The 26,561-nt window shown below is 61.6% G+C and carries 17 protein-coding genes; 11 read left to right on the plus strand and 6 right to left on the minus strand.

Annotated features, from left to right (window positions below; all coding sequences use genetic code 11):
* Positions 1–131: 131 nt before the first annotated feature.
* Positions 132–1,322: an RNA-guided endonuclease InsQ/TnpB family protein gene (locus tag OB916_RS07260; protein ID WP_315908631.1), complete on the plus strand. Its 1,191-nt coding sequence runs from the start codon at positions 132–134 to the stop codon at positions 1,320–1,322.
* Between the two features lie 115 nt (positions 1,323–1,437).
* Here the strand turns inward: OB916_RS07260 and OB916_RS07265 are convergent, their stop codons facing one another.
* Positions 1,438–2,190, minus strand: coding sequence for an IclR family transcriptional regulator (locus tag OB916_RS07265; protein WP_315908632.1), 753 nt, complete (start codon positions 2,188–2,190; stop codon positions 1,438–1,440).
* Between the two features lie 754 nt (positions 2,191–2,944).
* Here OB916_RS07265 and OB916_RS07270 point away from each other — a divergent pair.
* From OB916_RS07270 to OB916_RS07295, 6 genes are all read left to right on the plus strand, one after another.
* Positions 2,945–4,822 (plus strand): HAMP domain-containing protein, encoded by a 1,878-nt coding sequence (locus tag OB916_RS07270; RefSeq protein ID WP_315908633.1) that lies wholly within the window; start codon positions 2,945–2,947, stop codon positions 4,820–4,822.
* A 53-nt stretch (positions 4,823–4,875) separates the two neighbouring features.
* Entirely contained in the window at positions 4,876–6,036 is a 1,161-nt protein-coding gene (locus tag OB916_RS07275) for an ABC transporter ATP-binding protein (protein ID WP_315908634.1), read from the plus strand.
* 239 nt (positions 6,037–6,275) lie between these two features.
* Positions 6,276–7,535 (plus strand): ABC transporter substrate-binding protein, encoded by a 1,260-nt coding sequence (locus tag OB916_RS07280; RefSeq protein ID WP_315908635.1) that lies wholly within the window; start codon positions 6,276–6,278, stop codon positions 7,533–7,535.
* A 38-nt stretch (positions 7,536–7,573) separates the two neighbouring features.
* On the plus strand, positions 7,574–8,533 hold the full coding sequence (locus tag OB916_RS07285) for a carbohydrate ABC transporter permease (RefSeq protein ID WP_315908636.1): 960 nt from the start codon (positions 7,574–7,576) through the stop codon (positions 8,531–8,533).
* 1 nt (position 8,534) lies between these two features.
* Complete coding sequence (locus OB916_RS07290) at positions 8,535–9,455, plus strand: carbohydrate ABC transporter permease (RefSeq protein WP_315908637.1); 921 nt, start codon at positions 8,535–8,537, stop codon at positions 9,453–9,455.
* A 127-nt stretch (positions 9,456–9,582) separates the two neighbouring features.
* Positions 9,583–10,005 carry a hypothetical protein gene (locus tag OB916_RS07295; RefSeq protein ID WP_315908638.1) on the plus strand — a complete coding sequence of 141 codons (423 nt, stop codon included), beginning with the start codon at positions 9,583–9,585 and terminating at the stop codon, positions 10,003–10,005.
* A 444-nt stretch (positions 10,006–10,449) separates the two neighbouring features.
* Here the strand turns inward: OB916_RS07295 and OB916_RS07300 are convergent, their stop codons facing one another.
* Positions 10,450–11,436: a Gfo/Idh/MocA family protein gene (locus OB916_RS07300; protein WP_315908639.1), complete on the minus strand. Its 987-nt coding sequence runs from the start codon at positions 11,434–11,436 to the stop codon at positions 10,450–10,452.
* A gap of 292 nt (positions 11,437–11,728) precedes the next feature.
* Here OB916_RS07300 and OB916_RS07305 point away from each other — a divergent pair, with 292 nt between their 5' ends.
* Entirely contained in the window at positions 11,729–16,978 is a 5,250-nt protein-coding gene (locus OB916_RS07305; protein WP_315908640.1) for an LAGLIDADG family homing endonuclease, read from the plus strand.
* Here OB916_RS07305 and OB916_RS07310 read toward each other — a convergent pair whose 3' ends face one another.
* Positions 16,979–17,887, minus strand: coding sequence for a hypothetical protein (locus OB916_RS07310; RefSeq protein WP_315908641.1), 909 nt, complete (start codon positions 17,885–17,887; stop codon positions 16,979–16,981).
* 123 nt (positions 17,888–18,010) lie between these two features.
* Here OB916_RS07310 and OB916_RS07315 point away from each other — a divergent pair, with 123 nt between their 5' ends.
* Together OB916_RS07315 and OB916_RS07320 are read left to right on the plus strand one after the other, a co-directional pair.
* On the plus strand, positions 18,011–20,230 hold the full coding sequence (locus OB916_RS07315; protein ID WP_390884051.1) for an ATP-dependent DNA helicase: 2,220 nt from the start codon (positions 18,011–18,013) through the stop codon (positions 20,228–20,230).
* A 341-nt stretch (positions 20,231–20,571) separates the two neighbouring features.
* On the plus strand, positions 20,572–21,636 hold the full coding sequence (locus OB916_RS07320) for a 2,3-butanediol dehydrogenase (RefSeq protein WP_315908642.1): 1,065 nt from the start codon (positions 20,572–20,574) through the stop codon (positions 21,634–21,636).
* A 43-nt stretch (positions 21,637–21,679) separates the two neighbouring features.
* On the opposite strand, the gene OB916_RS07325 is transcribed toward OB916_RS07320, so the two are convergent.
* Positions 21,680–23,713, minus strand: coding sequence for a helix-hairpin-helix domain-containing protein (locus OB916_RS07325; protein ID WP_315908643.1), 2,034 nt, complete (start codon positions 23,711–23,713; stop codon positions 21,680–21,682).
* Between the two features lie 37 nt (positions 23,714–23,750).
* Positions 23,751–24,827 (minus strand): KaiC domain-containing protein, encoded by a 1,077-nt coding sequence (locus OB916_RS07330; RefSeq protein WP_315908644.1) that lies wholly within the window; start codon positions 24,825–24,827, stop codon positions 23,751–23,753.
* A 119-nt stretch (positions 24,828–24,946) separates the two neighbouring features.
* Between OB916_RS07330 and OB916_RS07335 the strand changes: the two genes are divergently transcribed.
* Positions 24,947–25,819, plus strand: a complete 873-nt coding sequence (locus tag OB916_RS07335) for an NAD(+)/NADH kinase (protein ID WP_315908645.1) — start codon at positions 24,947–24,949, stop codon at positions 25,817–25,819.
* 21 nt (positions 25,820–25,840) lie between these two features.
* On the opposite strand, the gene OB916_RS07340 is transcribed toward OB916_RS07335, so the two are convergent.
* Entirely contained in the window at positions 25,841–26,131 is a 291-nt protein-coding gene (locus OB916_RS07340; RefSeq protein ID WP_315908646.1) for a hypothetical protein, read from the minus strand.
* Between the last annotated feature and the right edge of the window lie 430 nt (positions 26,132–26,561).

The following is a 26,561-nucleotide window of genomic DNA, read 5'->3' on the forward strand; positions in this document are numbered from 1 at the left end:
GGATTCCCCGCCCTTCCGAAAACCTCCGGTTTTCGGCTTTCGCAAATCTTCTATTTGCGTCAACACCGTGGGCGGAGTTGAAGCCGACACCCGGCCCGGATTTCATTAGTGTAGAACACTTCATTGAACGTGTGGCGTCGGACGAGTACCACCGTCGAACGCTCATCACCCGCCTCACCCTCCGCAGCAGCGAGGACGGGCAACTCCTCCACGATACCATCGAAGAGTGGCTCGACGGATGCAATCTCGCTAGTGGCCTCGCGTGGAACGAGTGCCACACCAAGTCAGACGTACGCGAACTCGCCAAAGATAGAATCAAGCAGGACACCAAGCTAGGGGACCAGCACGCCACGCTCGCCTGCCACGAGGTCTCCGGTGCAATCAAATCCTGCATCGAACGTCGCAAGAACGGGAAGAAAGCCAGCCACCCACAGTTCACGAGTCGGACGATGGCGTACGACCGACGCACTCTTACCGTCTTCCCCGACCAAGAGAAGATCTCGCTCACCACGCTCGGAGACCACAGTCGCGTCCACGCCGACCTGTGTCTCCCAGAGGGCGAGGACGGCTACCAGCACGAGTATCTTGACAGCGACGAGTGGGAGTACACGGAAAGCACACTCCACTACAGAGACGGTGACTGGTACATTCACCTCGGCTACCGCACGCCGAAGGAAGACGAGACTGAGGCAGTGACTGAGAACGGAACGGTTCTCGGTGTTGACCTCGGCGTCAACCAGATTGCGGTGACGAGTACGGCGCGGTTCTTCGACGCTGCGGAACTCAACCACCACCGCCGCGAATTCGAGAAAACACGGGGTAATCTTCAGCAGACGGGCACGCAATCCGCACACCGAACCATCGAATCCCTCTCGGGGAGCGAGGAACGGTACGTGAAGCACGTCCTCCACAGCGTGGCGAACGGTATCGTGGAGGAAGCCCTTGACCACGATTGCGACGGCATCGTGTTCGAAGAGTTAGACGGGATTCGGGAGGACTTGCCCGACGCAGCGTGGCATTCAGAGTGGGCGTTCCGCAAGTTGAAGGACTACGTGGAGTACAAAGCGGAGTTCGAGGGCTTGTTCGTGGACACGACGAGTCCACGGAACACGAGCAAGCGGTGCAACCACTGTGGGTTCACGCACGAGGACAACCGGCACGCCGGGCAGTTCGAGTGCGTGTCGTGTGGGAAGTCGAATCACGCGGATTATAACGCCGCAAAGAACGTCGCGGAATTGTATCTCCGGCGGGGCCATCAGCCGTCCGGTCGGAGGAGCGTCAGTCAATACGCTCTGAAGTCAGGAGCGAGGACGCTGAGTTGACTGGATACACCAGTCCACCCACTTGGGTCAGAGGCCGAGTTCACTGACAAGCCCCGCGCCACCGTGCGCAGGGCAGTTGACTGTGTATCTGTGACAACACTCTGTGATTCGTGCGCTATTCCGTCAGCGCGTTTTCGATCGACTTCGACGCGCTGACGAGGAGGCTGGCGTCGGTATCGAGCTCGTCATCGCCCGATTCCTCGCGACTTCGGCTGACGCCCACAGCGCCCCGAGGATATCCAGAGTCGTCGAGGATCGGCGCGGCGAGGCACTCAATGTCAGTCCGATACTCGCCGTCGTCGCGAGCGAGTCGCTGTTGGCGGATCGTTTCGAGTGTGCTCTTGACCGTCTCCGGGTCCGTGAGTGTCGCATCGGTATACGTATCGAGTTCACCTTCGAAGACAGCGTTTCGCTCCTCGTCCGGCAGGAATGCGAGGACCGCCTTCCCGCTCGCCGTCGCGTGCAGTGGTAGCGATTCGCCTTCTCGAAACGGTTGGCTCGCGGTACTCGTCGGACGTCGTATATAAGTGGCGATCGTCCGCCCGCTCTCGTACAGTACGAGTGTCGCGACGTGACCGACCGACGCAGCCAGATTGTCGACGATCGATTCGACGCGATCCGGTACCGCTCGCTTCGGCACGGTCGCACCGAGCGACCACAGGCCGAGACTGAGTCGGTACGCGCCGTCGCGTTCGACCAGATAACCGAGGTCCGCGAGCGTGTGGACGTGCTTGTAGATCCCACCCTTCGAACGATCGAGGTGCCGTGCGAGTTCGCTGATGCCGGCTCCGTCCAGCTCGGCGACCGCTTCGAGAACCGCGAAACTCGTCCGGGTTGCCTTGATCTCCTTGCCGTCTGACCGGGCCATGAACTGGGTGAACGCACCGCTGGCACAAATATCGTTCGCTCTGTGTGAACAGATGTGCTCGACCCGGCAGCATGTCAGAGGCTATCGCCGGTCTACGATACGTAGCTTACAATCGTATTTTTGTCATGGCGGATCAGTCGTCGACAGTGATTGGGCCTAGTGAACGCCGTCTGTAGGCCGGCGATACAGAACTGTGGGTGTCCCCTCTGCGACGAGCTCTGTGCCGTACGTCTCGTTTTCGAGAAGTGAACGGCGTGAGCAGTGAAAACCTGCCAAACGGGTATCGATCCCGGCCGAGACGCCCCAGTCGATCACGTACCGCTTTTCGGCGACTCCCTCGGTGTTTCGCCCCTTCTATACTCTCGGGATCATGGCCATAGTATGACCGCTCGCAGTAGGGCGCCGATGCGAATTGATTTATACCGGCCGCGACGAAGGAGCCGTTCGCCGATTCGCGACTGACTCCGTAGAGAGTCTCTGTGGGCTGTACTGCATCAACTCGTCCTTTTGTTCACGGATAGTGAACGATTTGAGGACAAACAGAGGGAGAGCTACTGTCGGCTGCAGTCAGAGCGAGCAATCGGCGGTTTGGGACGCGATACCGCTGCTGACTGACTGGATCGTCTCGCCGTCCGTTCTCTAATAGTGAACGATTGGCCGATCAGCGCTGTCCCACGCGGCTCACCTGCTGGATTCGTTCTCAGCCAGAACATATACCAACACGTACCTCCACTATCAATGTACGAATAGAACAATGAGCGGTCCAGACACCGGGAAAAATCAGACCGAGTCCGGCGAACCGTCGGTATTGAGCCGGATCGTCCCCGATGTGGTTCGTCGCCGGTACACCCTAAAATTCGCACTTGTAGTGGCGATCATGGGCGTTGCCATCGGGATCATGGGGGCAACAGCGACCGGTGTGGTCTCACAGCAGGTAGAACAGAACGTCGAAGAAGAGTACCAGAATCTGGCGTCGCAACAGGCAAACACCCTGGAAACCTGGATCGAGCGCAACTCGATCTCGGTCACGCTTGCCTCGAAGAACGATGCGCTTAGCAATACCGAGCCGGGCGCCCGATTCGACATCCGGAGTGAGCTGGCGACGACAGACGGGAACGTATACGGCGTGAATGCTATCTATCTATTGAACGTGTCAGATTCGGGCGCTCGGGTCGTCGCGAGCCCACAGCTCATCGCCGACAGGCAGCTCAACCAGACGCGACGGGCCTGGGTCGGGGAGACACCGTTCGACTCTATCGACGTGATGGATGTCCACGTCACGAGCGTTCACCGGATCGGCGACACGCCCGTCGTCGCGTTCGTGAGTCCCGTGACTGGGCATCCGGACCGATATCTCGTGATGGAGTACTCCGTCACGGATCTCGCGATGTCGTTGGACACCGATACCGAAGGTCGAGTCACGATGGTCGTCGACGACGAGGGGACCATTCAGGCGACTAACGACGGCGACCGAATTCCCGGTCGCGATCAATACGGGAACGGAACCGCGATGCGCCCCGTCCGTCTCGCATCCGAACTGAAAGAGACTGACCAGAAAGCCGGCGTCGTCCCCGACATGGCGCCACACGAGACGATCCTGGACGAAGAGTATACCGTGGGCTATGCACCTGTCGAGGTCTCGAACGTGGATCTGAACTGGACCGTGCTCGTTCACGAACCGCGCTCGAACGTCTTCGGTTTCATGCTGGCTATTTCGCGCTGGGGGAAACTCGCGACGTTTGGCGGGATTTTGTTGGTCGGTCTGTTTGGAACGGCCATCGGATACAACACGACTCGCGACATCAATCGGCTCCGGCAGTGGGCCCACAGGATGCGCGAGGGCGACCTCGAGACGACCGAGACGACGACCCGGATCGACGCAATCGGTGAGTTGTACGACGGGTTCGAGAACATGCGTCGCTCGCTCCAGCAGCAAATCAAAGAAGCCGAGCGTGCACGCAAGGAAGCTGAGGTCTCCCGCGCCGAAGCGATGCGAATGAACGAGTATCTCCAGCAGAAGGCCGAAGAGTACTCACGGATCATGCGTCGCTGTGCGGACGGCGACCTGACCCAGCGTCTGGAGCCCGACGGCGAGAGCGACTCGATGGATCAGATCGCGACCTCGTTCAACGATATGCTTGCAGAACTAGAGCGCGCGACCGGTCAACTCAAGCGATTCGCGGTCGAAGTGGAGGACACCGGGGAACTCCTCCAGACGAGTTCGGATAGCGTTCGGGTCGCAAGCGGTCACGTCGCCGATTCCGTCCAGCGGATCGCTGACGACGCCGACGAACAGAAGGAACAGCTGCAGGAGATCTCCCGCGAGATCGACGACCTCGCTGCAGCCTTCGAAACCCTCGCTGAACATGGCGACGATGACGTCCGAGCACATGGTGAGCGTCTGGACGAAATCGCAGCCCGCATCAGCGAAATCGCGACGCTCAGTGAGGAGACGCTCGCCGAATCGGGTATCGTCGCCGGTGCCGCCGAGGAGCAGGCCGCCGAACTCACGGAGATTTCCGACCGCGCTCGTGATCTGACACAGTACGCCCGCCCCCTCCGAGATACCCTTGAGGAGTTCGATACCGGTACTGACGCCGATCTGTACGCCGAGGAACCGACCGTCGACTGACCTCTCCGATCTTTTGGGTAAACTATTTGTACCAGAATACCGCACAATCGAGCATGGCAAATGTCACGCTCGACGGAGTGACCAAGGTGTTCCAGGACGAGAGTGGTGATATCGTCGCGGTCGACGACCTGAACCTCGATATCAGAGACGGCGAGTTTCTGGTACTCGTCGGCCCGTCCGGCTGCGGGAAATCGACGACGCTCCGGATGGTAGCGGGGCTCGAAACGCCGACGGAGGGGACGATCCACCTGGGCGACCGACCGATTACGAATCTCACCCCACAGGAGCGCGACATCGCGATGGTGTTCCAGTCTTACGCGCTCTACCCCCACATGACGGTGCGTGGCAACATGTCGTTCGGCCTCGAAGAGTCGACTGAGCTCTCCGACGCCGAGATACGCGAACGCGTCGAGGACGCCGCCGAGCTGCTCGGCATCGACAACCTGCTCGACCGGCAACCGGGCGAACTATCGGGCGGCCAGCAACAGCGCGTCGCGCTGGGACGGGCGATCGTTCGCGAACCCGAGGCGTTCCTGCTCGACGAGCCCCTGGCCAATCTCGACGCCAAGCTCCGGGCAGATATGCGGACCGAACTCCAGCAACTCCAGGAGAGCCTCGGGACGACGACAATCTACGTGACCCACGATCAGACTGAGGCGATGACGATGTCCGACCGCATTGCGGTCCTCAACGACGGGGAACTCCAGCAGGTTGGGACTCCGCTGGAGTGTTATCACCGACCGAACAACCAGTTCGTCGCCGGCTTCATCGGCGAACCGTCGATGAACTTTCTCCCGGTCACGCTGGAAGACGGAACGCTCGTCGGCGAGCACTTCGAGTATTCGCTCAGCGAGGACGTGCGTGCCGATCTAGAGGGTCACTCCGAGTTGATTCTCGGTATCAGACCGGAGGACATCGACATCGTCGACAGTCCGACCGGAGAGCACGAGTTCCCGGCGCTCGTCGGCGTCGTCGAACCCCAGGGGAACGAGAACACCGTCCACCTCGCGTTCGAAGGGCAGGACCGGACCGAATCGGAGCTGACCGCGACGATCGGCGGTATGCGCTCGGTGGAAGAAGGCACGTCTGTTGGGATCGAACTCCCTGAAAGTGCGATCCACGTTTTCGACGCGAAAACCGGGGACGCGTTGCACAGCCGCAGTCTCCAGGACGTCGAAAGCGACCAGCCGCTTCGAGGCGCTGAGCCGGCCTGATACCACCGGCTGTAAGGAATTCGGCGACCCGGCTCGTCGAATACCTTCGGGCGACCGTGCCGCATCACACTGTTCTTTCCCCGCGGTAGTCGCCGGTCTGACTTCAGACGTTTATTAAAGATCACCACAATTACTATATAGGAGAACGTAGAACACCAAGACGTATGGCACCAGACAGTAGTGCACGTCATGGTCCGATCACGCGTCGTAAAGTTTTGGGAACGTCTGCGGGACTCGTCGTGGCTGGACTAGCTGGCTGTAGCAGCGCTAACGACGACGGAAACGGCAACGGCAATGGAGACGGGACGCCGAACGACGTCCCGCTCGAAGTCCTCCATGCCTGGACGGGTGGAGACGGTGCCGACGCCATCAACAAGCTGACGTCGATGTTCAAAGACGAATACCCCGATCTCCAGACGGACTTCCGTCCGATCGGTGGTACGGGGAACGTCAACCTCGACTCGGTGGTCGCCCGCCGACTCGCCAACCGGGATCCACCTGCTGCCTGGCAGGCGTGGCCGGGTGAAAACCTGACACAGTACGGTGGCCTCCTGCGCAACATCACCGACGTCTGGGAGGACAACGACTACACCGACACGATGAACGAGATGGCTGCGGAACTCTGTCGGCTCAACGATGAGTATCGGGCCATTCCGCTGGTCTCCCACCGGATGAACAACCTGTTCTATAACGTTCACGTCTTCGAAGAGGCAGGTGTCGATCCGAGTTCAGTCGACAGTCCGAGCGCGCTGATCGATGCGTTCGACACGATCCAGACCGAGACCGACGCGGACCCGATGACACACGCGATGTCGTCGACGTGGCCGACGTTGCAACTCGTCTTCCAGAACTTCCTCGGTATGGACGGCGGCTACGACGCGTACACGGATTTCATCGAGGGCAACGGCGACGAGGATCACCTGGTCGAGGCGCTGGAACTCACCAAGGAGATGCTGCAGAACTACATCAACGACGACGCCTCGACCATCAGCTTCACTGAGGGCAACAGTGAGATGATGAAGGGCAACGCAGGCTGTATCCAGCAGGGTAACTGGGCGTACGGCATGTACCGCGCCGAGGATAGCGGCGTCGAGTACCAGGAGGACTGGGACTGGATGGCCTATCCCGGCACGGAAGACATGTACATGCTCCACATCGACGGGTTCACCTTCGCACGTGACACCGACACGCCGGTCAAACAGAAGACGTGGGCGGAGTTCCTCGGCACGAAGGACGCCCAGGTCGAGTTCGGCAACCGCAAGGGGGCGATCCCGCTTCGAACCGACGTCGACACGAGCCGGCTGACGCCGTTCCTCGAGATGACGGCGGACGACTTCAACAGCGTGGATCAGTTCCCGCCGACGATCGCACACGGGCTCGCCCTGGCGCCGGAGCCGATGGACGCTGCCATGTCCGCCATTGGCAACAACTTCATGGGCCCGTACGACGTCGAAGCGGCTGCGTCGGCTCTCCTCGACGCGGCAGCCATGCAGGGATAGTGGGCTAACCTGATAGCAGAACAGCATTCATTTCACCCATGGAAAGTTCACAGGATGCGGTAGCTGGTGCAGGTACTGGTGAGCACGCCGTCGAAGACCGGCGCGCTCGTCTGCGTCGCTTCTGGAAGAGTGACTTCGTTCGTTCTGCCCCGTACTGGGGCATCCCACTACTATTGATGGGTCTCGCCGTCTACGGCGGCATCATCTGGAATATCTTGATATCGCTGACGGATTACCAAGGCTTTCTCGAGCGCCCGGACTACGGAAACCTTGATCTCGAGATGTACCGGCAGGCGCTGTCGGATTCAGCAGTCCACCTGACGGCTCGCAACACGTTCGTACTGCTGGTCGCGTTTACGTCGGTATCGCTGGTTCTGGGGTTGTTCCTCGCGGTCCTGTTAGATCGTGACATCCGCGAGAAGAGCAAGGTCCAGACGATCTATCTCCTGCCGATGGCGCTGTCGTTCGTCGTCACGGCCCAGTTCTGGCTGTGGATGTACAATTACAACGATGGGTTGGTTAATACGGTCATAGGCCTGTTCGGATTGGGCCCATACAACTGGATCGGCAATCCGTCACTGGTCCTCGGTGCAGTCATCTTCGCCCTGATCTGGCAGTTCAGCGGCTACACGATGGTCGTCTTCTTGGCGGGATTGCAGTCGATCTCTAACGATCAGTTCGAAGCGGCCAGAGTCGACGGCGCCAGCATCTTCAAGACGTACTGGCGAGTGATTATTCCGCAACTGAAGTCCTCGTCGGTCAGTGCCGCCGTCGTACTGATGATCTTCGCGCTGAAGATATTCACGTTCCTGTATGCCATGTTCGGGACCTATCGGCCCCCAAAAGGGACCGACGTTCTCGCGACACTGATGGTGCGAGAGGCGTTCCAGCTCCAGAAATGGGCGTACTCGGCGTCGATCGCGACGATCCTGCTCGCGATGTCGCTGTTGGTGATCGCACCGTACCTCTACTACCAGTACAGAGAGGGGGCACTGTAAAATGAGTCAAACAACCACCTCGGACCGAGACGGCATCGCTAGCTTACTACCGGAGTTCAACTACCGTCGGCTGGGGTTGTACCTCGTGATCATGCTCTTCGTGGCCTTCTTCGTCTCGCCCATCTGGACGGGACTGGTCACGTCGTTTAAACCACCCGGACAAGCAACTCAACCGCTCTTACCGCCGGGTCCGGAGCTGTTCACCCTCGATAGCTGGTCCAGGGCGCTCGATAACCTTGGCCGCGGGTTCGTCAACAGTTTCGCGATGGCGGTCCCAGCGACGTTGGTTAACGTCCTCCTCGCGAGTACGGCTGCGTACGGGCTGACGCTCGTCGACTGGCGGCGTCAGATGCTAGTTGTGTTGCTGTTCGTCTTCGGGATCTTCATCCCGTACCAGGCGATCCTGGTGCCGCTTGATAACTTCTGGACGAATATCTTCCCGCTGGCCAAAGGACTGGCCATCGGAAACGTAACCGTGATCCCCGCAAACCAGCGCTGGGGGACGCTAGCCGAACTGGCGATCACCCACGTCGCTTACGGCATTCCGATCTGTTTCCTGCTGTTCCGTAGCTACTACAAGACTATCTCGAAAGAGCTCATCGAGGCCGCGAAGGTCGACGGTGCCAGCGTGACCCGGATCTACACCCGGATCGTGCTGCCGCTCTCGACGCCGATGATCGGCGTCGTGCTCATCTACCAGTTCACGCAGATCTGGAACGAGTTTCTGTTCTCACTGACGCTGATCGGTAGCTCTGCCGACCAGGCGGCGACGATCACGCTGATCCTCTCAGGGATCGGCGCAGACCTCAGCGGTACCAATTTCCCGCTGCGGATGGCTGCGGCCTTCCTGGCTGCGCTACCGACGATCATCATCTACGTACTGTTCGCCGAGCAATTCGCCGAAGGGCTCTCGGCCGGGTGATCGGTTCCAGAGCCGTTCGGGCCTCTCGCTGTTTTTCTCGCTTTCGACGCTCCACAGCCGTCGGTACGACCGGAGGCACCGCAATCGAGCGGCAACGTTTTGACGTCGCCCTGTCTATTCGCGACGCATGAGCGAGTGGTACGATCGTGGTCGGGCAGCACTCTGGGCGATCAGTCTCGCCATTCTGACGTCGTTTACAGCCGGTGCGACGATCACGGTCGCATCTATCGAGCAGGAGGTACGACTGACTGCCGTGTTACTTGCCGTGTTCGCGCTGGCACTGTACGGCATCGTCAGGCGAACGTACGACCGATGGGCGGACCGCCAGCCGCTAGTCGTGATACTCGTCTATTTCATGCCGTTTTTCGTCGGGACAGTCGTTCTCAACACGCTTCTCGGTCTGCTGATTGGATGGCACGGGATCGTTACGACGCTTCTAGATACGATCGTCGTCGTCGCCGTCTTCGTCCTCTCCGTGTATCTCGCTTTCTACGGTGGCGCTGACCGCGTGACTGCGTACCTCGTCGATCGGTTCGACCTCTCGCTGTGAGGGGCTACTCACCTGCAGCAGGCGCGAATGACAGGTGAGACATGAACTATTAGTATGCATAAAGGATATTTTTTTACTTTGGCGAAAGACAGCACATTCGAAGTCGAATCATATTCGGACCATCATTTCTGCACGCCGGATATCCGTCCGTACGTGTGGCCGGCAGTATCAGGCGTGGCGTCTCGTCTGTGAACTCACCGGGTCAAGCCCTGGGCAGTCGACTTGTACCGCTTGTACACGGCCACCACTGCCGTATTCTCCCAATCATCGGGATCAACGTCGCCGAACAACATCGTTCTTTACGTGTTAGTCAAATCCCACGTCGTCGGTGCGGTGGTGGTCTTCCCGTACCGTCGCCTGGTGACCTGATATCAGGGGACTGATCGCAGTTGACAGGACTACAGAAAACATAACTTTCCGCTCAGGTACGAATATATATCGGAATTAGTATGGTCGATCGACGTCCACGCGAGAGCCGTCCGCCGCGCTCTCGAAGACGGCGTCGATGACGGCCATGTTGGCCACCGTCTCGGCCGCGTCGATGCGGGGTACAGTCCCGGAGGCGACGCTCTCGGCGAAGTGTTCTACTTCGAGCGTGTACTGATCGACCGGATCGAACCGCTCGATCGCGTGTCGGCCGTCGATTTCGTACTCGATCTCTCCTTGCTCGCCGGGCGCGATGTCGAAGGCGGTCTCGACTTCGAGCCAGCCGTTCTCGGCTTCGACGCGGTAGGTCTGGACCGCCGGCGTGTCGAATCCCGAGGCAACCCGGGCGGTCGATCCGTCGTCGTACTCCAGAATAGCTGCCATGTCGGTGTCGACGCCGCTGTCACGGCTATCTCGCGTTCGCGCGTACACGCGGTCGGGTTCGCCAAGGAACAGGCGGGCTGCACTGATCGCGTAGCAACCGACGTCCATGACGCTGCCGCCCGCCAGGTCCGGGTCGAGGCGGATGTCGTCCGGCCGCCCTCTGAGTGCGAATTTGAACGACGCGTCGACGGCGTGAACGCTCTCCAACTCTTCGCGCACGATGTCGGCGGCTCGCTCCGTCCGTGGATGGAACCGGTACATGAACGCCTCCATCAGCGTCACGCCGCGTTCGTCACAGTACTCGTGTAGTGCGGCCGCTTCCTCGGCGTCTTCGGCGAGCGGCTTCTCACAGAGGACGTGCAACCCCGCGTCGGCTGCCTTACGGGTCCACTTCGCGTGGAGGGCGTTCGGCAAGGGATTGTAGACGGCGTCGAGGTCGTCGTCGGCCAGCAACTGCTCGTAACTCCCGTAGCTCCGCGGGATGTCGAGTTCCGCCGCGACGCCTGCCGCCCGGTCACCGTCCCGGGACGCGATCGCGAGCACTTCGTGGTCGCTCTTCTGGATTGCGGGGATCACGTCTTCGCGCGCGATCTTCGCCGTACTGAGAACACCAAAACGCATACCTGGAGTTCGACCGGGCCCGTGATAAGTGTTGGACTGCCCGCTCCCGGTGGTCGCTCGCGCAAAAACAGGGTTCTCGCGAGCGAAGCGAGCGAGAGCAGGGAAGTCGCAGCCCGCACAGCGAGTGCAACGAGCGAGCAGGACCGTCTTCCCGTGGGAAAAAGACCGCACCCACCCCCTCGTTTCTTGATCCGGACCAGCCGCTCTCCCGTGGTTCGATCTGTCGCCCTCACACTTCCGCCGCGGTTTGCCAACCTTCTTGAGTGAGTACGCCCAACCCTGGTTCGACCGAATGGCCACCGCGGACAACACCGAACTCATCGATCGCTTCGAGGAGTTCTACCGGAACTACTACCGTAACGAGATCGGCGAACTCGCACAGAAGTATCCCTCCGAGCAGAAGTCGCTGTTCGTCGACTGGCAGGACCTCTACCGGTTCGACCCGGATCTGGCAGAGGACGTCCGCAACCAGCCCGAACAGCTGCAGGAATACGCCGAGGAAGCGCTACGGCTCTATGACCTCCCCGTCGACGTCAAGCTGGGACAGGCACACGTCCGGGTCACGAATCTCCCGGAGACGACGGGTATCCGGGACATTCGCGCGGACCACCGCGGCCAGCTCATCAGCGTCCAGGGGATCGTCCGCAAGGCCACGGAAGTCCGTCCCAAGGTGACCGACGCGGCCTTCGAGTGTCAGCGTTGCGGGACGCTGACGCGGATCCCGCAGACGACCGGCGACTTCCAGGAGCCCCACGAGTGCCAGGGCTGTGAACGCCAGGGTCCGTTCCGGATCAACTTCGATCAGTCGGAGTTCATCGACGCCCAGAAACTCCGGATCCAGGAATCACCCGAGGGGCTGCGTGGCGGCGAGACGCCTCAGTCGATCGACGTCAACATCGAAGACGACATCACCGGCAACGTCACGGCGGGCGATCACGTCCGCGTGACCGGCGTCCTCAAGCTCGATCAGCGCGAGAGCGGCAACGAGAAGACCCCCATGTTCGATACGTACATGGACGGGATGACCGTCGAGATCGAGGACGAGCAGTTCGAGGAGATGGACATCACCGACGAGGACAAAAAGGAGATCGTCGAACTCTCGAACGAACCCGACATCTACGAGCAGATGGTCGGCGCGATCGCCCCCTCGATCTACGGCTACGAACAGGAGAAACTCTCGATGATCCTCCAGCTGTTCTCGGGCGTCTCGAAGGACCTCCCGGACGGCTCTCGGATCCGTGGAGACCTGCATATGCTTCTGATCGGCGACCCCGGTACGGGAAAGTGCCAGAAATATGACACAAAAGTAACACTTCCAGACGGTACATCACAGCAGTTGGGAGATATAGTCGAGTCCCACCTCGATGACCCGGTAGAAATCGAGGATGGAGTCTACCAGCCCACAGATTTCCAGATTCAGACGGTGGGTGACGATGGGAAGATAACCACAGGTACCGTAACGAAAGTTTGGAAACGAGAGGTGCCTGAGACACTCTACGAGGTCCATACCCAGAGCGGTCGCACGGTTACAGTAACACCATCGCATCCACTGTTCGTGCAGTCCGATCTCGGTCTTGACACTCGTCGAGCCGAACAACTGACAGCAGGTGACTTCGTCGCTGTGCCTGGTCGCTTGGACGGGGAGTGGGATGATACGCTCGAAGCCACTCACCGGACTGTGGAGAGGCCCAACGCGAACAAACTCGAGACACCGACCGAATTGACCGAACGTTTCTCTCGGCTGCTCGGTTACATCATCGCCGAGGGATACGTAGTGGATGACGAATCAGGCAGGTCCGTGACTGTCACAAACGCGGACGAAGAGATCATAGATGACGTCAGTGATTGTTTCGAATCGCTCGGATTGGGGTACTCGGTACGCACGCACCATACTCGTGAGAATGCCGATATCGTCAGTTGCTCGTCCACGGAACTCGTCAGCTTCCTCCGCGAAATCGAACCGGCGATCTTGAAACGGTCGGCAGAGCAGCGTGTCCCGGATTGTCTGCTGCGTGCATCGATCCCGAACAAGCGTTCGTTCCTGCGCGCATACGTCGATAGTGAGGGGACTGTGTCACCCAAGGAGCGGGAGATTGTCGTTGCCTCGATGAGCCGCGAATTGCTTGATGGGATCCAGACGTTGCTGCTGTGTTTCGGTATCGAAACCCAAATCCAACCACGACAGAACGGTAGCTACCGTCTCCGGATAAGCGGAACCGATTTCGAGACCTACATTCAACAGATTGGGTTCGTGACCGAGCGTAAGGCCACCGCTTCGTTGATATTCGGGGACACGACCGAGAATACGAATACGGGTGTCGTGCCAGGTATCGGAGGTGAACTCCGTCAGATACGAGAGACGCTAGAACTCACACAGTCCGATTGCGGAATACCAAGGACCACGTACCAGCACTACGAGCGAGGTGACCGAAACCCCAGTCGGAAGAGCCTATCCACGGTTCTCGCTGCCTTCGAAGACCGGATACTGTGGCTTCAGGATACCAAACGGAAGGTCCAGCGTGGTGACTGGTCTGACATCGCAGACGTGAGAACAGAGCTGGGACTGTCACAACAGCAACTGGCTGATTCGATGGACGTAGAGCAGACTGCTGTGAGCTATTACGAACGCAACGGGGTTGTGCCGGACGGCGGACGCGTCGAGAGCGCAAAAGAGACAGTAATCAGACGAATTGACGACGCTCTGGCGGTGACTGACGACGTACTTCGCCTCCGGACGCTTGTTCAGTCGGATATTTCGTGGGACAAAATCGAGTCAATCGAGCGCCTCGAACCCAACGACGACTGGGTATACGATCTCGAAGTCGAGGGAACGCACAGCTACATCTCGAACGGGATCATTTCTCACAACTCTCAGATGCTATCATATATCCAAAATATCGCCCCGAGATCTGTCTATACGTCGGGCAAAGGTAGCAGTGCTGCAGGGCTCACCGCTGCGGCTGTTAGAGACGACTTCGGAGACGGCCAGCAGTGGACGTTAGAGGCTGGTGCGCTCGTTCTCGCCGATCAAGGGATCGCGGCAGTCGACGAACTCGACAAGATGGCCGCGGACGATCGATCGGCAATGCACGAAGCACTCGAGCAACAATCCTACCACCCGAATTCGGAGATACTGCTCGCTGACGGCCGACGGGTCGAGATCGGGGAATTCGTCGACGAGCGGATGGACGACAACCCCGGGGACGTCGTCGACGGCGTCGACTGCGAGATACTCCCGGCCGATGACGCCGGCGTCCACACGGTCGATCTGGACGACAACGACGTTCGCAAGACCTCGATCGATCGCGTGAGCCGCCACGAGGCACCCGAAGAATTCGTTCGGGTCACCTTCTCGAACGGCCGTGACGTGATCGTGACGCCCGAACACCCGATGTTCGCCGACGTCGGCGGCGATATTCGGACGGTGGCAGCCGAGGACATCGAGGAAGGGGCGTACGTCCCCGCACCACGGAAGCTCCCCAACAGCAGCACGACAGTCGAACTTGACGACGAAGCGCACGTCGGCACGGAGAAAGACGTCTCGCTGCCCGAGGAATTGTCTCTCGATCTGGCCGAGATTCTGGGCTTGCTGACGGCTGAGGGTCACAGTTATGCCGGGTCGGCCCACGAGATCGGCTTCTCGAATCAGGACGAGCGCCTCCTCGCCCGGATGGGCAGGCTCATGGACGGCGTGTTCGGGATGGAGAGCACCGATACGACGAACGAGGCGGGAACCGTGACCAAGCGGTGGATCTCGACGAAACTCTACCGCTGGTTCGAACGCAACTTCCCCGAAGTGATGCACACAGCACGTGACAAGCGGATCCCGTCGGCTGTCCTCGGGGCGTCAGAGGAAGCGATCCGGCGATTCCTCGTCGGTGCGTTCGCGGGGGACGGTGGGGTCGAGAGCGAGGCGATGTCGTTCTCGACCGCGTCTGAGGGACTCGCCGAGGATTATGCCGACGCGCTTTCGAAGATCGGTGTCGGCTCTCGCATCCATCACGACAGCGCGGAGGACGCCTGGAAGGTCTACGTGATGGGTGACTCGACCGCGCGGTTCGTTGAACGCGTCGTCGAACCAGCGGACGACCGCTACGAGGAGGCCGTCGCGTTCGCCGAGCGGAGCGAGGAGACGGCACGCCACCACGACGTGTTGCCGCCGACTGCGGCCGAGGAGCTACGATCGCTTCGGAAACTGCTGGGACTGTCATTGACCGGCCGATATCGGCCGAATCTGGACGAAGCGTATGGTGTCCAGATCGAGACCGTCGAGGAAGAACTCGCGACGTTGCGGGAGCGAGTCGTGACAGTGAGCGAAGCGATCGCAGACGCCGAGACGCTCGGAGAACTCAGGACTGCTGTGGGTTGGTCGGGCCGACAACTCGCCGACCGTCTGGATGGCGAGACGACGAGTGCGATCCACTACGCCGAAGACGGCGGCTACGATCAGCAGCGTCGTGACGAACTTGCGATCCGTGCCGAGAGAGCGATCGAAGACGCTCTCCAGGAATCCCAGCACCGTATCGACAGCCTCGAAGAGAAGTGTGAGCTTCGGTATTACGAGGTCACGGACATCGAGACAGTGCCCAATGACGGCAAGTATGCGACTGATTGGGTCTACGACGTGACTGTCGAACCGACGAACACGTTCGTCAGTCAGGGGGTTGTCCTGCACAACTCGATCAGCGTCTCGAAGGCTGGAATTAACGCTACACTGAAAAGTCGCTGTTCGTTGCTCGGGGCGGCAAACCCCAAGTACGGGCGGTTCGACCAGTACGAGCCGATCGGCGAGCAGATCGACCTGGAGCCCGCCCTCATTTCGCGGTTCGATCTGATCTTCACGGTCACGGACAAGCCCGACGAGGAGAAGGATCGAAAGCTGGCCCAGCACATCCTGACGACCAACTACGCGGGTGAGTTGCATACTCACCGTCAGGAGAACGCGACGCCGGACTTCTCACAGGAGGAAGTCGAGACCGTCACCGAAGAGGTCGATCCGACGATCGATCCCGAGCTCTTGCGGAAGTACATCGCCTACGCCAAGCGCAACTGTTTCCCGACGATGACCGAGGAGGCCAAAGACGAGATCGAGTCGTTCTACGTCGACCTGCGCTCGAAGGGCCAGGACGAGGACGCCGCAGTCCCCGTCACCGCCCGGAAGATCGAGGCGCTCATCCGGCTGGCGGAATCCTCTGCCCGAGTTCGTCTCTCGGACACTGTCGAGCAACGCGACGCCGAGCGAGTCATCGAGATCGTCCGGTCGTCGCTACAGGACATCGGCGTCGATCCCGAGACCGGCGAACTCGACGCTGACGTGGTCGAGACGGGGACATCGAAGAGCCAGCGCGACCGGATCCAGAACATCAGGGGGATCATCGCGGACATCCAGAACGAGTACGACGATGGTGCGCCCGTCGACGTCGTGGTCGAACGCGCCGAGGAAGTCGGGATCGACGAGTCGAAGGCCGAACACGAGATCGAGAAGCTCAAACAGCAAGGCGAGATCTACGAGCCGACACACGGGAACCTCCGGACGACGTGATCAGCGGTCGAAATCGGCCGTCGAGACGTGATTGAGGGCCGTTGCGGCGTGCGCGAGCAACAGCTCCAGTAGCTGGACGTCCTCGTCGTTGAAACCGTCGGGATCGTCAGTCAGCGCCAGCAACACGGCCGAAGCGCCGTCGAGGTCGGTGATCCGCAGGGTGATTGCGCTGTCCGCTCGCTCGTCGAGCGGCACCGGAAGCGACTCGTGGCCCACGACGGTGGTCGGCTCCTGGTCGCGCGACCGCCGGGCCAGTTCGACAAGCGCTCGGTCGGGAACGTCGACGACCGTACTATCCACGATCTGATAGTCGTCGTCGCCGACGATGAGGAACGCCGTCCCGGTCAGCCCGAGAAACCCTTGGAGCGCCTGGATACACAGCGCGCTCACGGCGTCGACGGAGTCGCTACGGGTGAGTTCACGGCCATAGGTGTTAATGTCCATTGCTTTCTTCGCGAACTGCTCGGTGCGGTCGCGCTCGGCAGCGAGTGCGCGCTGGTGTGCCTGTCCCTGCGCGTCGTACAACCCGACGAGGGCGCCGACAACGGCGCCGACGGTAACGTGATTGATCGCGATGACGGGCGCCTCAAGGATATCCACCCCTGGCTTGGCCTGCTGGCTGAAGATGATGAGCGCCGAGACCGACGCGAACAGCAGCGTGCTCCCGACGCCCCAGACGACGATCCGGGAGAGGTCCTGTTCGTATTTCGACTGCCCGGTCAACCAGTAGCCGATGTAGACCAGTGCGCCAGCGACGAGCAGGAACGGTACCGTCTCGACGGCGAAGACGACGGCGCTCGTCTGTCCCTCGAATCCCTCTAGCTGCTGGATTCCCTGGACGAGCTGGACGAGCACGAGCACCGACCCCGTGAGTGCAACCGCGCCGCCGACGGACGTTCGTCGTTGCATTGTCGGGAGGATCTGCTCCCATCGACATCAAACTAACCCGTGTCGAACGTGATCGCTCCCGTTGACGATCACTTTCGCCCCGGTGGGCGAACGTTTTTGCCTGCGAGTTGCGAACCTACCGGTGTGGCAACAGAGCCGTCGTACCTCCGGTTTTTCCCCTACGAGCAGCCCTACGACCACCAGCGGGAAGCGATGGGGCGGATTTACGACGCGCTCGGGGACGGTCGAGACGTGCTCTTCGAGGGGGCCTGCGGGACGGGCAAGACACTGGCGTCGCTGACGCCGGCACTGGAGTACGGCCGTGAGACGGACAAGACCGTCGTCATCACGACGAACGTTCACCAGCAGACACGGCAGTTCATTGAAGAGGCCAGTGCCATCGCACAGACGGAAGACCTCCGGGCGCTCGTCTTCCGCGGCAAGGCCTCGATGTGTCACATCGACGTCGGCTACGAGGAGTGTCAGGCCCTGCGGGACACGACCCGCGAGCAGGTCGAACTCGAACGGGAACGGGCCGAGCTAGAACGGCGTCAGCGGGAACTGCTGGACGCCAGCCAGGCCGGCGAGAGCGAGGCTGCCGAGGCACGTTCGGCCGTCATGAACGATCTCGATGCGATCGAGGACGACCTCTCCGAGTTCGAGGATCAGGCGACCTGCGAGCACTATTACCGGAACCTGACCGCCGACACTGACGAGTTCTACGCCTGGCTGTACGACGATGTCCGCACGCCCGACGACATCTACGCGTACGCCGACCGGCAGGGACTGTGCGGGTACGAACTCCTCAAGGAGGGCATGGACGGGGTCGATCTGGTAGTAGCGAACTACCACCACCTGCTGGATCCGATGATCCGCGAGCAGTTCTTCCGGTGGCTGGGTCGCGACCCCGAGGACGTCATCGCGGTCTTCGACGAGGCACACAACGTCGAGGACGCCGCGCGCGAGCACGCCCGCCGGACACTCACCGAGAACACGCTCGGGCAGGCGCTCGACGAACTCGAAGAGACCGACGACCCGCGCGTCGAGGCCGCTCGGAACGTCATCAGGACCTATCGAGACGCCCTCGAAACGACCTACGGGGAGACGATGGGTCCCGGTACGGTTCGGGAAGCGGAAGTCGACGACCAGTGGACAGATCTGCCGATCGCCAACGAGGACCGCAAGGACGATCTGACGCTGTCGTTCCTCCGGGCGTATACCGGTCCCGGCTACCGGGAAGAACTGGAACGGGCACTTGAACTCGGACAGGAACTCGACCAGCGCTATGAGGAGGCCTACAAGGACGGCGAGACCACCGTTCGAAAGGAGTGTCAGACTCTGCAGGCGGCGACGTTCCTCGAAGCGTGGTTCGACGACAGCGACAGCCAGGGGATGTATCCAGTTATAAGCGTTCGTAAGAAGGCTGACGACGGACAGGACGGTCTCGGTGACGGTTCCGCCGGGGAGATCTACGGTCGCGCCGAGTTGTACACGTGTATCCCCGAGCGCGTCACTCGGTCGCTGTTCGGTGATCTGCACGCGGCGGTACTGATGAGTGCGACGCTGCGACCCTTCGAGGTGACCGAGGACGTGCTCGGACTGACCGACCCGGAGACGATGGCCTACGGCGCGCAGTTCCCCGAGGAGCGTCGCCGGACCTACGCCGTGCAAGCGCCTGCGCTGTTCGCCAGCGAGCGCGACGACCCGGCTACGCAGGACGCTGTCACACAGGTCCTGGAGGACGTGATCCGCTTCACGCCGGGGAACACGCTTGCCTTCTTCCCGAGTTACGCCGAGGCCGAACGGTACTACCACCGGGTCGACACCGACGCGAAGCGGTATCTCGACGAACCGGCCACGCCGGCCAACGAGTTGCGCGAGGAGTTCACCGATGGCGAGAACGGCGTGCTTTTTTCCTCGCTGTGGGGGACGCTCACCGAGGGCGTCAGCTACGACGGCGACGACGCCCGGACGGTCGTGGTCGTCGGCGTACCGTATCCGCACCTGGACGACCGGATGGACGCTGTTCAGGACGCCTACCAGGTGGCCTTCGGCGGCGAGGGGCCCGACGCCGACGAGGGCGCGGGCTGGCGGTACGCCGTCGAGATCCCGACCGTTCGGAAGACCCGCCAGGCGCTGGGGCGGGTCGTGCGATCGCCGACCGATTTCGGGGCGCGGATCCTCGTCGACAGGCGCTACACCCGCGACGCAGAGATCGAGATGCGCGAGTACGCCGTTCGCGGGACCTTTCCGCCCGAAGAGCGCGCGGAGATGATCGACGTCGACCCCGAGAAGCTGAAGTTCGGGCTGTTGAACTTCTACAACGACCTGGACGCCTACGATGGGGATCCGCCAAAGCCGTGAGTAGCGAGGCTCTGAGCGGAGCGAAGAGCCTCGACATAAGCGAGCGGGGAGCGGAGCGACCCGCGAACAGCGAGGTTCTGAGCGAAGCAAAGAACCTCGACATAGGCGAGCGGGGAGCGGAGCGGCCCGCGAACAGCGAGGTTCTGAGCGAAGCAAAGAACCTCGACATAGGCGAGCGGGGAGCGGAGCGACCCGCGAACAGCGAGGACGACAACAGATTCCTGGCGATAAATCAGACTATTTCCTATATCGGCCCGAACTACCTTAAAATACCTGCGGGAGATTCGCGTCCTGGGAAACACTCGTCCGGTTATACCGGTGCGAGTTCGATCTCAGTGTGCATGGACGCAGCCAGATATTACGGTCAGGAGGACATCCGCGTCGAAGACGTCGAACCGGACGCAGTCGGTCCGGAGGAAGTTCGGATCGACGTCGAAGCCTGCGGGATCTGTGGGTCGGATCTCCACGAGTACACCGCCGGACCGATCTTCGTTCCTGGTGACGCACCGCACCCCGTCTCGGGCGCACAGGCACCGCTCACGATGGGCCACGAGTTCAGCGGCACGATCTCGGAGGTCGGATCGGAGGTCACCGACCTCTCGGAGGGAGACGCCGTCGCAGTTAACCCGATCATCTACTGTGGAGAGTGCCCTCGCTGTGAGGCCGGCGAGTATCACCGCTGTGAGTCGCTCGGGTTCACCGGGCTTGCCTCGAACGGCGGGTTCGCCGAGAACGTCGTCGTCGACGCCGAGCAGGCCGTTCCGCTCGGGGACATGCCGGTCGAACACGGCGCACTCGTCGAACCGCTGGCGGTCGCGCTGCACGCTGCACGCGTCGCCGACGTCTCGCCTGGCGACTCTGTCGCTGTGTTCGGGAGCGGCCCGATCGGGCTCTGCCAGATTCAGGCTCTGCGAGCCGCCGGTGCCGGGCCGATCATCGTCTCGGAGCCGCGCGACCGGCGACGCGAGCGTGCCGAGGCGTGCGGCGCGGACGTGCTGATCGACCCGACCGAGGAAGACGCTCTCGAAGCGATCCGCGCCGAGACCGGCGAAGGCGTGGACATCGCCTTTGACGTCGCCGGCGTCGAGGCGACGTACAACCAGGCGATAAACAGCACGCGCCCCGGCGGGCGCGTCGCGGAAGTCAGCATCTTCGAGGAGGGCGTCGAGACCCAGCCGAACGACCTTGTCATCCCCGAGCGCTCGATCGTCGGCTCGATCGCCTATCAGGGCGGGCCCCGCTCGGCCGAGGAGTTCGGCATGGTCATCGACATGCTCGAGGACGGCCGGTTCGACCCCGATCCGCTCATCACTGACCGGATCGAGCTCGACGACATCACCGATGAGGGCTTCGAGCGTCTCATCGATCCCGACAGCGACCAAGTGAAGATCCTCGTGAAGCCATAGTCAGTCGCCGTCCGTCGACGGTCGGCCCGTTTCTCTACGGCATTCACTGCTCGAACTTCTCCAGCAACCGTTCGTAAAAGCCGTCGCCGTCCGCGGCCAGCTTCTCGACGATCAACTCGGGGGTCGATCGGGCGAGTGTGCCCTTCACCGGCGAACGGTCGACGATAAGCTCGCCGTCTTCCAGCCCGACCGCTTCGATCCCGTCGACGGCGATGTCGATGCTCGCGACGTCCCGGATCTCGCCAGCCAGGTGGGAGACGAACACGGCAGTCGCGCCCCGCGCCGAAAGCGCTTCGAGGATCCCGGCCATGATGTTCGCGCTCGCGCCGGGTTCGGTGATGCTCTCCAGTTCGTCGACGAGGACGAGCGTCTCGCGATCCTCGGCGACGCCGGTCACCAGGTCGCCGAATTCCCGCAGCGTCGACTCGAAGGCACCGGCATCCAGTGTCCCTTGAGTCTTTGCATAGTAGTGGAGTTCGTCGATCCGCTGGACGCGCGCGGCGTCGGCCGGCACGGGCAGTCCCATGTGGGCTAGCACGACGACCAGCGCGATGAGGTCGAGCGTCGAGGTCTTGCCGCCGCTGTTGACACCCGAGAGCAGGGCAACCCCGGAGACGTAATAGTCGACCGGCTCGACCCCCTCGAATGGCACGTCCAGAAGCGGCGATCGGCCGCCCTCGATCGCGATACCCCCTCCGACCATGGCGTCTGGCTCCGGCGGAGGGGACCCGTTCTCGGGCGCTCCCAGCGAGTCGATCACGGGCAGGGTGCAATCGAAGTCCTCTGCGAACCGGGCGACGGCGAGTTCCACGTCGAGTTCGAGCGCAGCGTTGACCAGATCGCGGGCGGCCGGCCTGAGGTCAGCCAGGTCGCCCGCGAGGTCCCGCTTGAGGCGGGTCGCACGCCGGTCGCGGGCGGTCGTCAGCTCCTCGCGCAGACGAGCGACGACCGATTCGGTGTGCTCGACCGGATAGGTCGGCTCGTCGGGGAACGCCCGTCGGGCGATGGCTTCGGTGTCTTCCAGCCCCAGGGCGTCGACCAGGTGGTCGCGAGCGGCTGCGACTGCCGCGTCGTACTCGTCGGCCAACTCCCGCGAAAGCAGCGAATCGACGCCCGCGCCGCGTTCGACCAGCGAGAGCAGGTCCGTGCCCTCGATGGTCACGTCGCGTTCTTCGATCGCTTCCCGCAGGTGATCGTTCGCGACTGACTCGGCAGTCGCAACGGCCGCGTCGAGGTCGTCGACGGCGGTCGCGAGCCGGTCGAGTTCGTCGTCACCGCGGGGCGTCCCGTCCTTGTCGAGCATCGCAAGCGCCGATTCGAGCGCGTCCAGGTCACAGGGCGACTCCAGATCCGCGGCCCGGTGGACAGCGATCGCGGCCTGCAGCGGCTCGCGGTTCGTGGCGAAAAACGACAGTGTCCGTTCCGGGACGACCTCCGCGGGCTGATCGAGTGCGTCCGGCTGCACCCGGACGTCACCCTCGACGTCGACGCCGGCGAACGCCTCGGCGAGGACGATAACCGTCGCGTAACTACGGGCGAGTTCGGCGAGCTGGCGGGCGTCGTCGACGACTTCGATGCTGACTTCCGGGATCGCGTCGCGGGCTTCGGCGTAGCGCTCGGCGTCGCCGGTCACGAGACACCGGTCGCGAACGCGGACGTCGTCTGGCGTCTCGAGCGGTTTGACGCCTTCGAGTGCTTCGAGGACGGCTGGATCGGGCTCCCGTGACAGCGCCTCACGGGTGAACGCCCGGACTTCCCGGATGCGACTCGTGGCGGCACTGGGATAGAGCGTCCGCAGGCGAGCCGCGGCGTCGTCCGTGACGGTCCGTTCTTGCAGGAGTCCGAGCGTCTCGCGGTAGATTTCGTGCGTGCGGTCGGTCGCGAGGAAGTCGCCGTGATCGTCGTGTCGTGTCCGTATCGCGGCGCGGGCGATCCTGGCTGCCCGGCTCTCGCTGATTCCCGGTGCGCGGGCGAGCGTCGTCACGTCGCCCTCCGCCAGTGCTCGTTCGGCGTCCTCGAGACTCGCGAGCGCCTCGGCTGTCTTGGCGCCAACGCCGGGAACCGACTCCAGTTCCATTGTCGCCGCCGTACGCACTCCCCCGCCAAACAAGTTTCTAGAAAATACTGGCTTGCTGGTAGACGTCGATACCATCAAGCGTGATATTGTAGGGTTTGGTCGCACGGGAGTGGTTGGCGTTGCGGATCTTCTGGATCTCGACCGCCAGGCGCGTCTCCTGTGTGTCTCCCCGCACGTACTGGAGGACGAACACGGCGTCAGTCAGATACTCGATGATCCCGTGCCGGGAGGCGTAGGGGTTGTCCTCACTGGCCTCGCTGGTGAGCATCGTCGTGACGCCGGCCTGCTTGAGCGAGCGAGTGAAATCGAACACTTCCGTCCGACGCTTGGCCTGGTCGTCGTACATCATCTCCAGTAGCGACACCGAGTCTAACACGAGTCGCTCGGCGTCGAACTCCCGGATCAGTTGCGGGAGTTCTCCGCGGATGTTGTCCAGGCTGTTTGCCATTTCGACCGGATCGAGGTCGACGATCGCCAGGTCGTCCTCGCGTTCGTAGCGATCGAACTCCCAACCCCGCTCGTTTGCGGTATCGAGAATCGCCTGCCGGCTCTGCTCGAGCGTGATGAACACGGCGTTGTCCCCCTGCTGGAGTCCGTGATAGAGAAACTGCAGTCCGAACGTCGTTTTCCCGGTTCCGGGAGCCCCGATCGTGACCATCAGGTGCCGTTCCGGGACACCGCCCTGGATCATGTCGTCGAGACCTGAAATCCCCAGGTCGATTCGGGGTAGCTCCGACTCGAATTCTTCGTTTTCGAAGTCCTCGGTGCCGCTTTCGTCCCCTGGACCGGCGCTGCGCATCGCACTCGCGAAATCGTCGTCGAACAGCGACCCGTCCGGATCGGATTCCTCGGACACGAACGGGTCGCTGTCGCTTTCGAACGGTTCTCGATCCCCCGTCCCGTCCGTGTCGCTATCGGCGAATGCGTCCGCGCTGCTGGCCGCGGTCGCGCCTGCACGGCCTTGGGCGTCCGTGTCGGCGCTCTCATCATCGAACGCAGCATCTTCTTCGCTCTCGAACGCACTTCCGGTGGTCTCTTCTTCGCTCTCGAACGCACCTTCGGCGGTATCTTCCTCGTCATCGAACGCGCTCTCGAACCAGTCGTCGTCGCTCATCCACGGACACCACGGCCGTTGGCCATACCCCTCTATTATGCCTCGCCGAATTAAAGTTATCCGTGCGACGGGCGCGGTTCGCGTGGCTTTATTGGTCGGGGCTGTCAACTTCCGCTGGTATGCAACTCGGGATCGTCGGTCAGAAAGGGAATCCACGTGCACAATCGCTTGTCGAAGCTATCGGTCGTAGCTTCCTCGACGACGACGTGGCGGTGCTGGTCGACTCGGTGACGGCGGAGGCACTCTCCGAACAGCGGGGCCGCGGCTACGGACCGAGTGGTAACGAGCGGTTCGAACCCGACGCAATCGCGATCGAAGAACTCGACACGTGCGATCTGGTCGTGAGTATCGGGGGCGATGGGACGTTCCTCTATGCGGCCCGCGGCGTCGGCGACACGCCGATCATGGGCGTCAACCTCGGCGAAGTGGGCTTTCTGAACGCGATCGCGCCCGATGACGCCATCGAAACGATCCACGACGTCGTCGACGATCTCCGCGAGGACGGAGAGACGCCGACCAGAGAGATATCCCGCGTGCAGGCCAGCGGCGAGGACTGGACGCTCCCGCCATCGCTCAACGAGGTCGTCATCCAGGGGCCACAGCGCGGCCACGGCAATGGGATCGGCGTCACTGTCCGCATCGATGGCTCGCTCTACACCAGCGGTCACGCAGACGGCGTCCTCGTTGCGACACCGACCGGAAGCACCGCGTACAATCTCAGCGAAGCCGGGCCGCTCGTCCATCCGAACGTCGACGCCCTGGTCGTCACCGAGATGGCCGCGGAACTCGAGATGCCGCCGCTCGTCGTCGAGGAAGACAGCGAGATCACGATCCACGTCGAAGGCGACGACGGCGCGACCGTCGTCACCGACGGGCGCGTCTCGGAAGACATCGAAACCCCATCACGGGTCACGCTCGGACTCGCCGACGAGAGCGTCCGCGTCGCTGGTCCACCGCTTGACTTCTTCGCAGCGCTCGGCAAACTCGAGTGAATCGGTAGAACGTAGGTATTGTCACTTCCGGGCGGTCATGTAAAGCAGCGGGGCGGCGAACACGAGCACGAGCCCGAATGATTTGTACGCGAGGGGTTCGCTCAGCAGGCTGTTTTCGGCTGCGACGAGCACTGACGCCGGTGTCGCAACGAAGATGATGCCGAACAATCCCGACTGTAGCGCCAGCACCTTCCGCGAGCGGACGACCAGCGCGGCAACGAGTGCGAGGCCGAAAACCAGCAGGAGCGCGTCTCCGACGTTATATTTCAGCAGAAAGCTGTCGATCGCCTGGAGCGGTACTGGCGTTGCCATTCCTGGCTTCCAGTGGCCGCGTTTCGGTATTTAACCTTCCGCTACCGGAGACTATCGCAGTATGTCAGACAGGATGGCGCCTGCTCACCTCCAACTCGACTGGATTAAATAATACAAAAACCGAGGGGTTCTACATAATATAGTTTTAGATATATGTATAGGGTCCTGGACCTCCACTATACAAAACGTATCTGGTAGGTATGGTCATGGGTGTCTATCTGTGACTGATATAACTCAACGCACTGCGTACAAATTCCACTATTGCGGTTATAGGTGTGAAAATCGGGGATATCGGAGCAATGTGGTCGGTGATCTGTCGACTACTTCTGTACTCAGCTTTGCACGTTGAAGTAGGAGCGTGACGTAGGCGGTAGCAAGGACAGATGATGCCGATTACGGACTTTCTGTCGTGCACGCGCGTGTTCGACAA

It is taken from the genome of Halapricum hydrolyticum (genome assembly GCF_025517535.1).
GTDB classification, from domain to species: domain Archaea; phylum Halobacteriota; class Halobacteria; order Halobacteriales; family Haloarculaceae; genus Halapricum; species Halapricum hydrolyticum.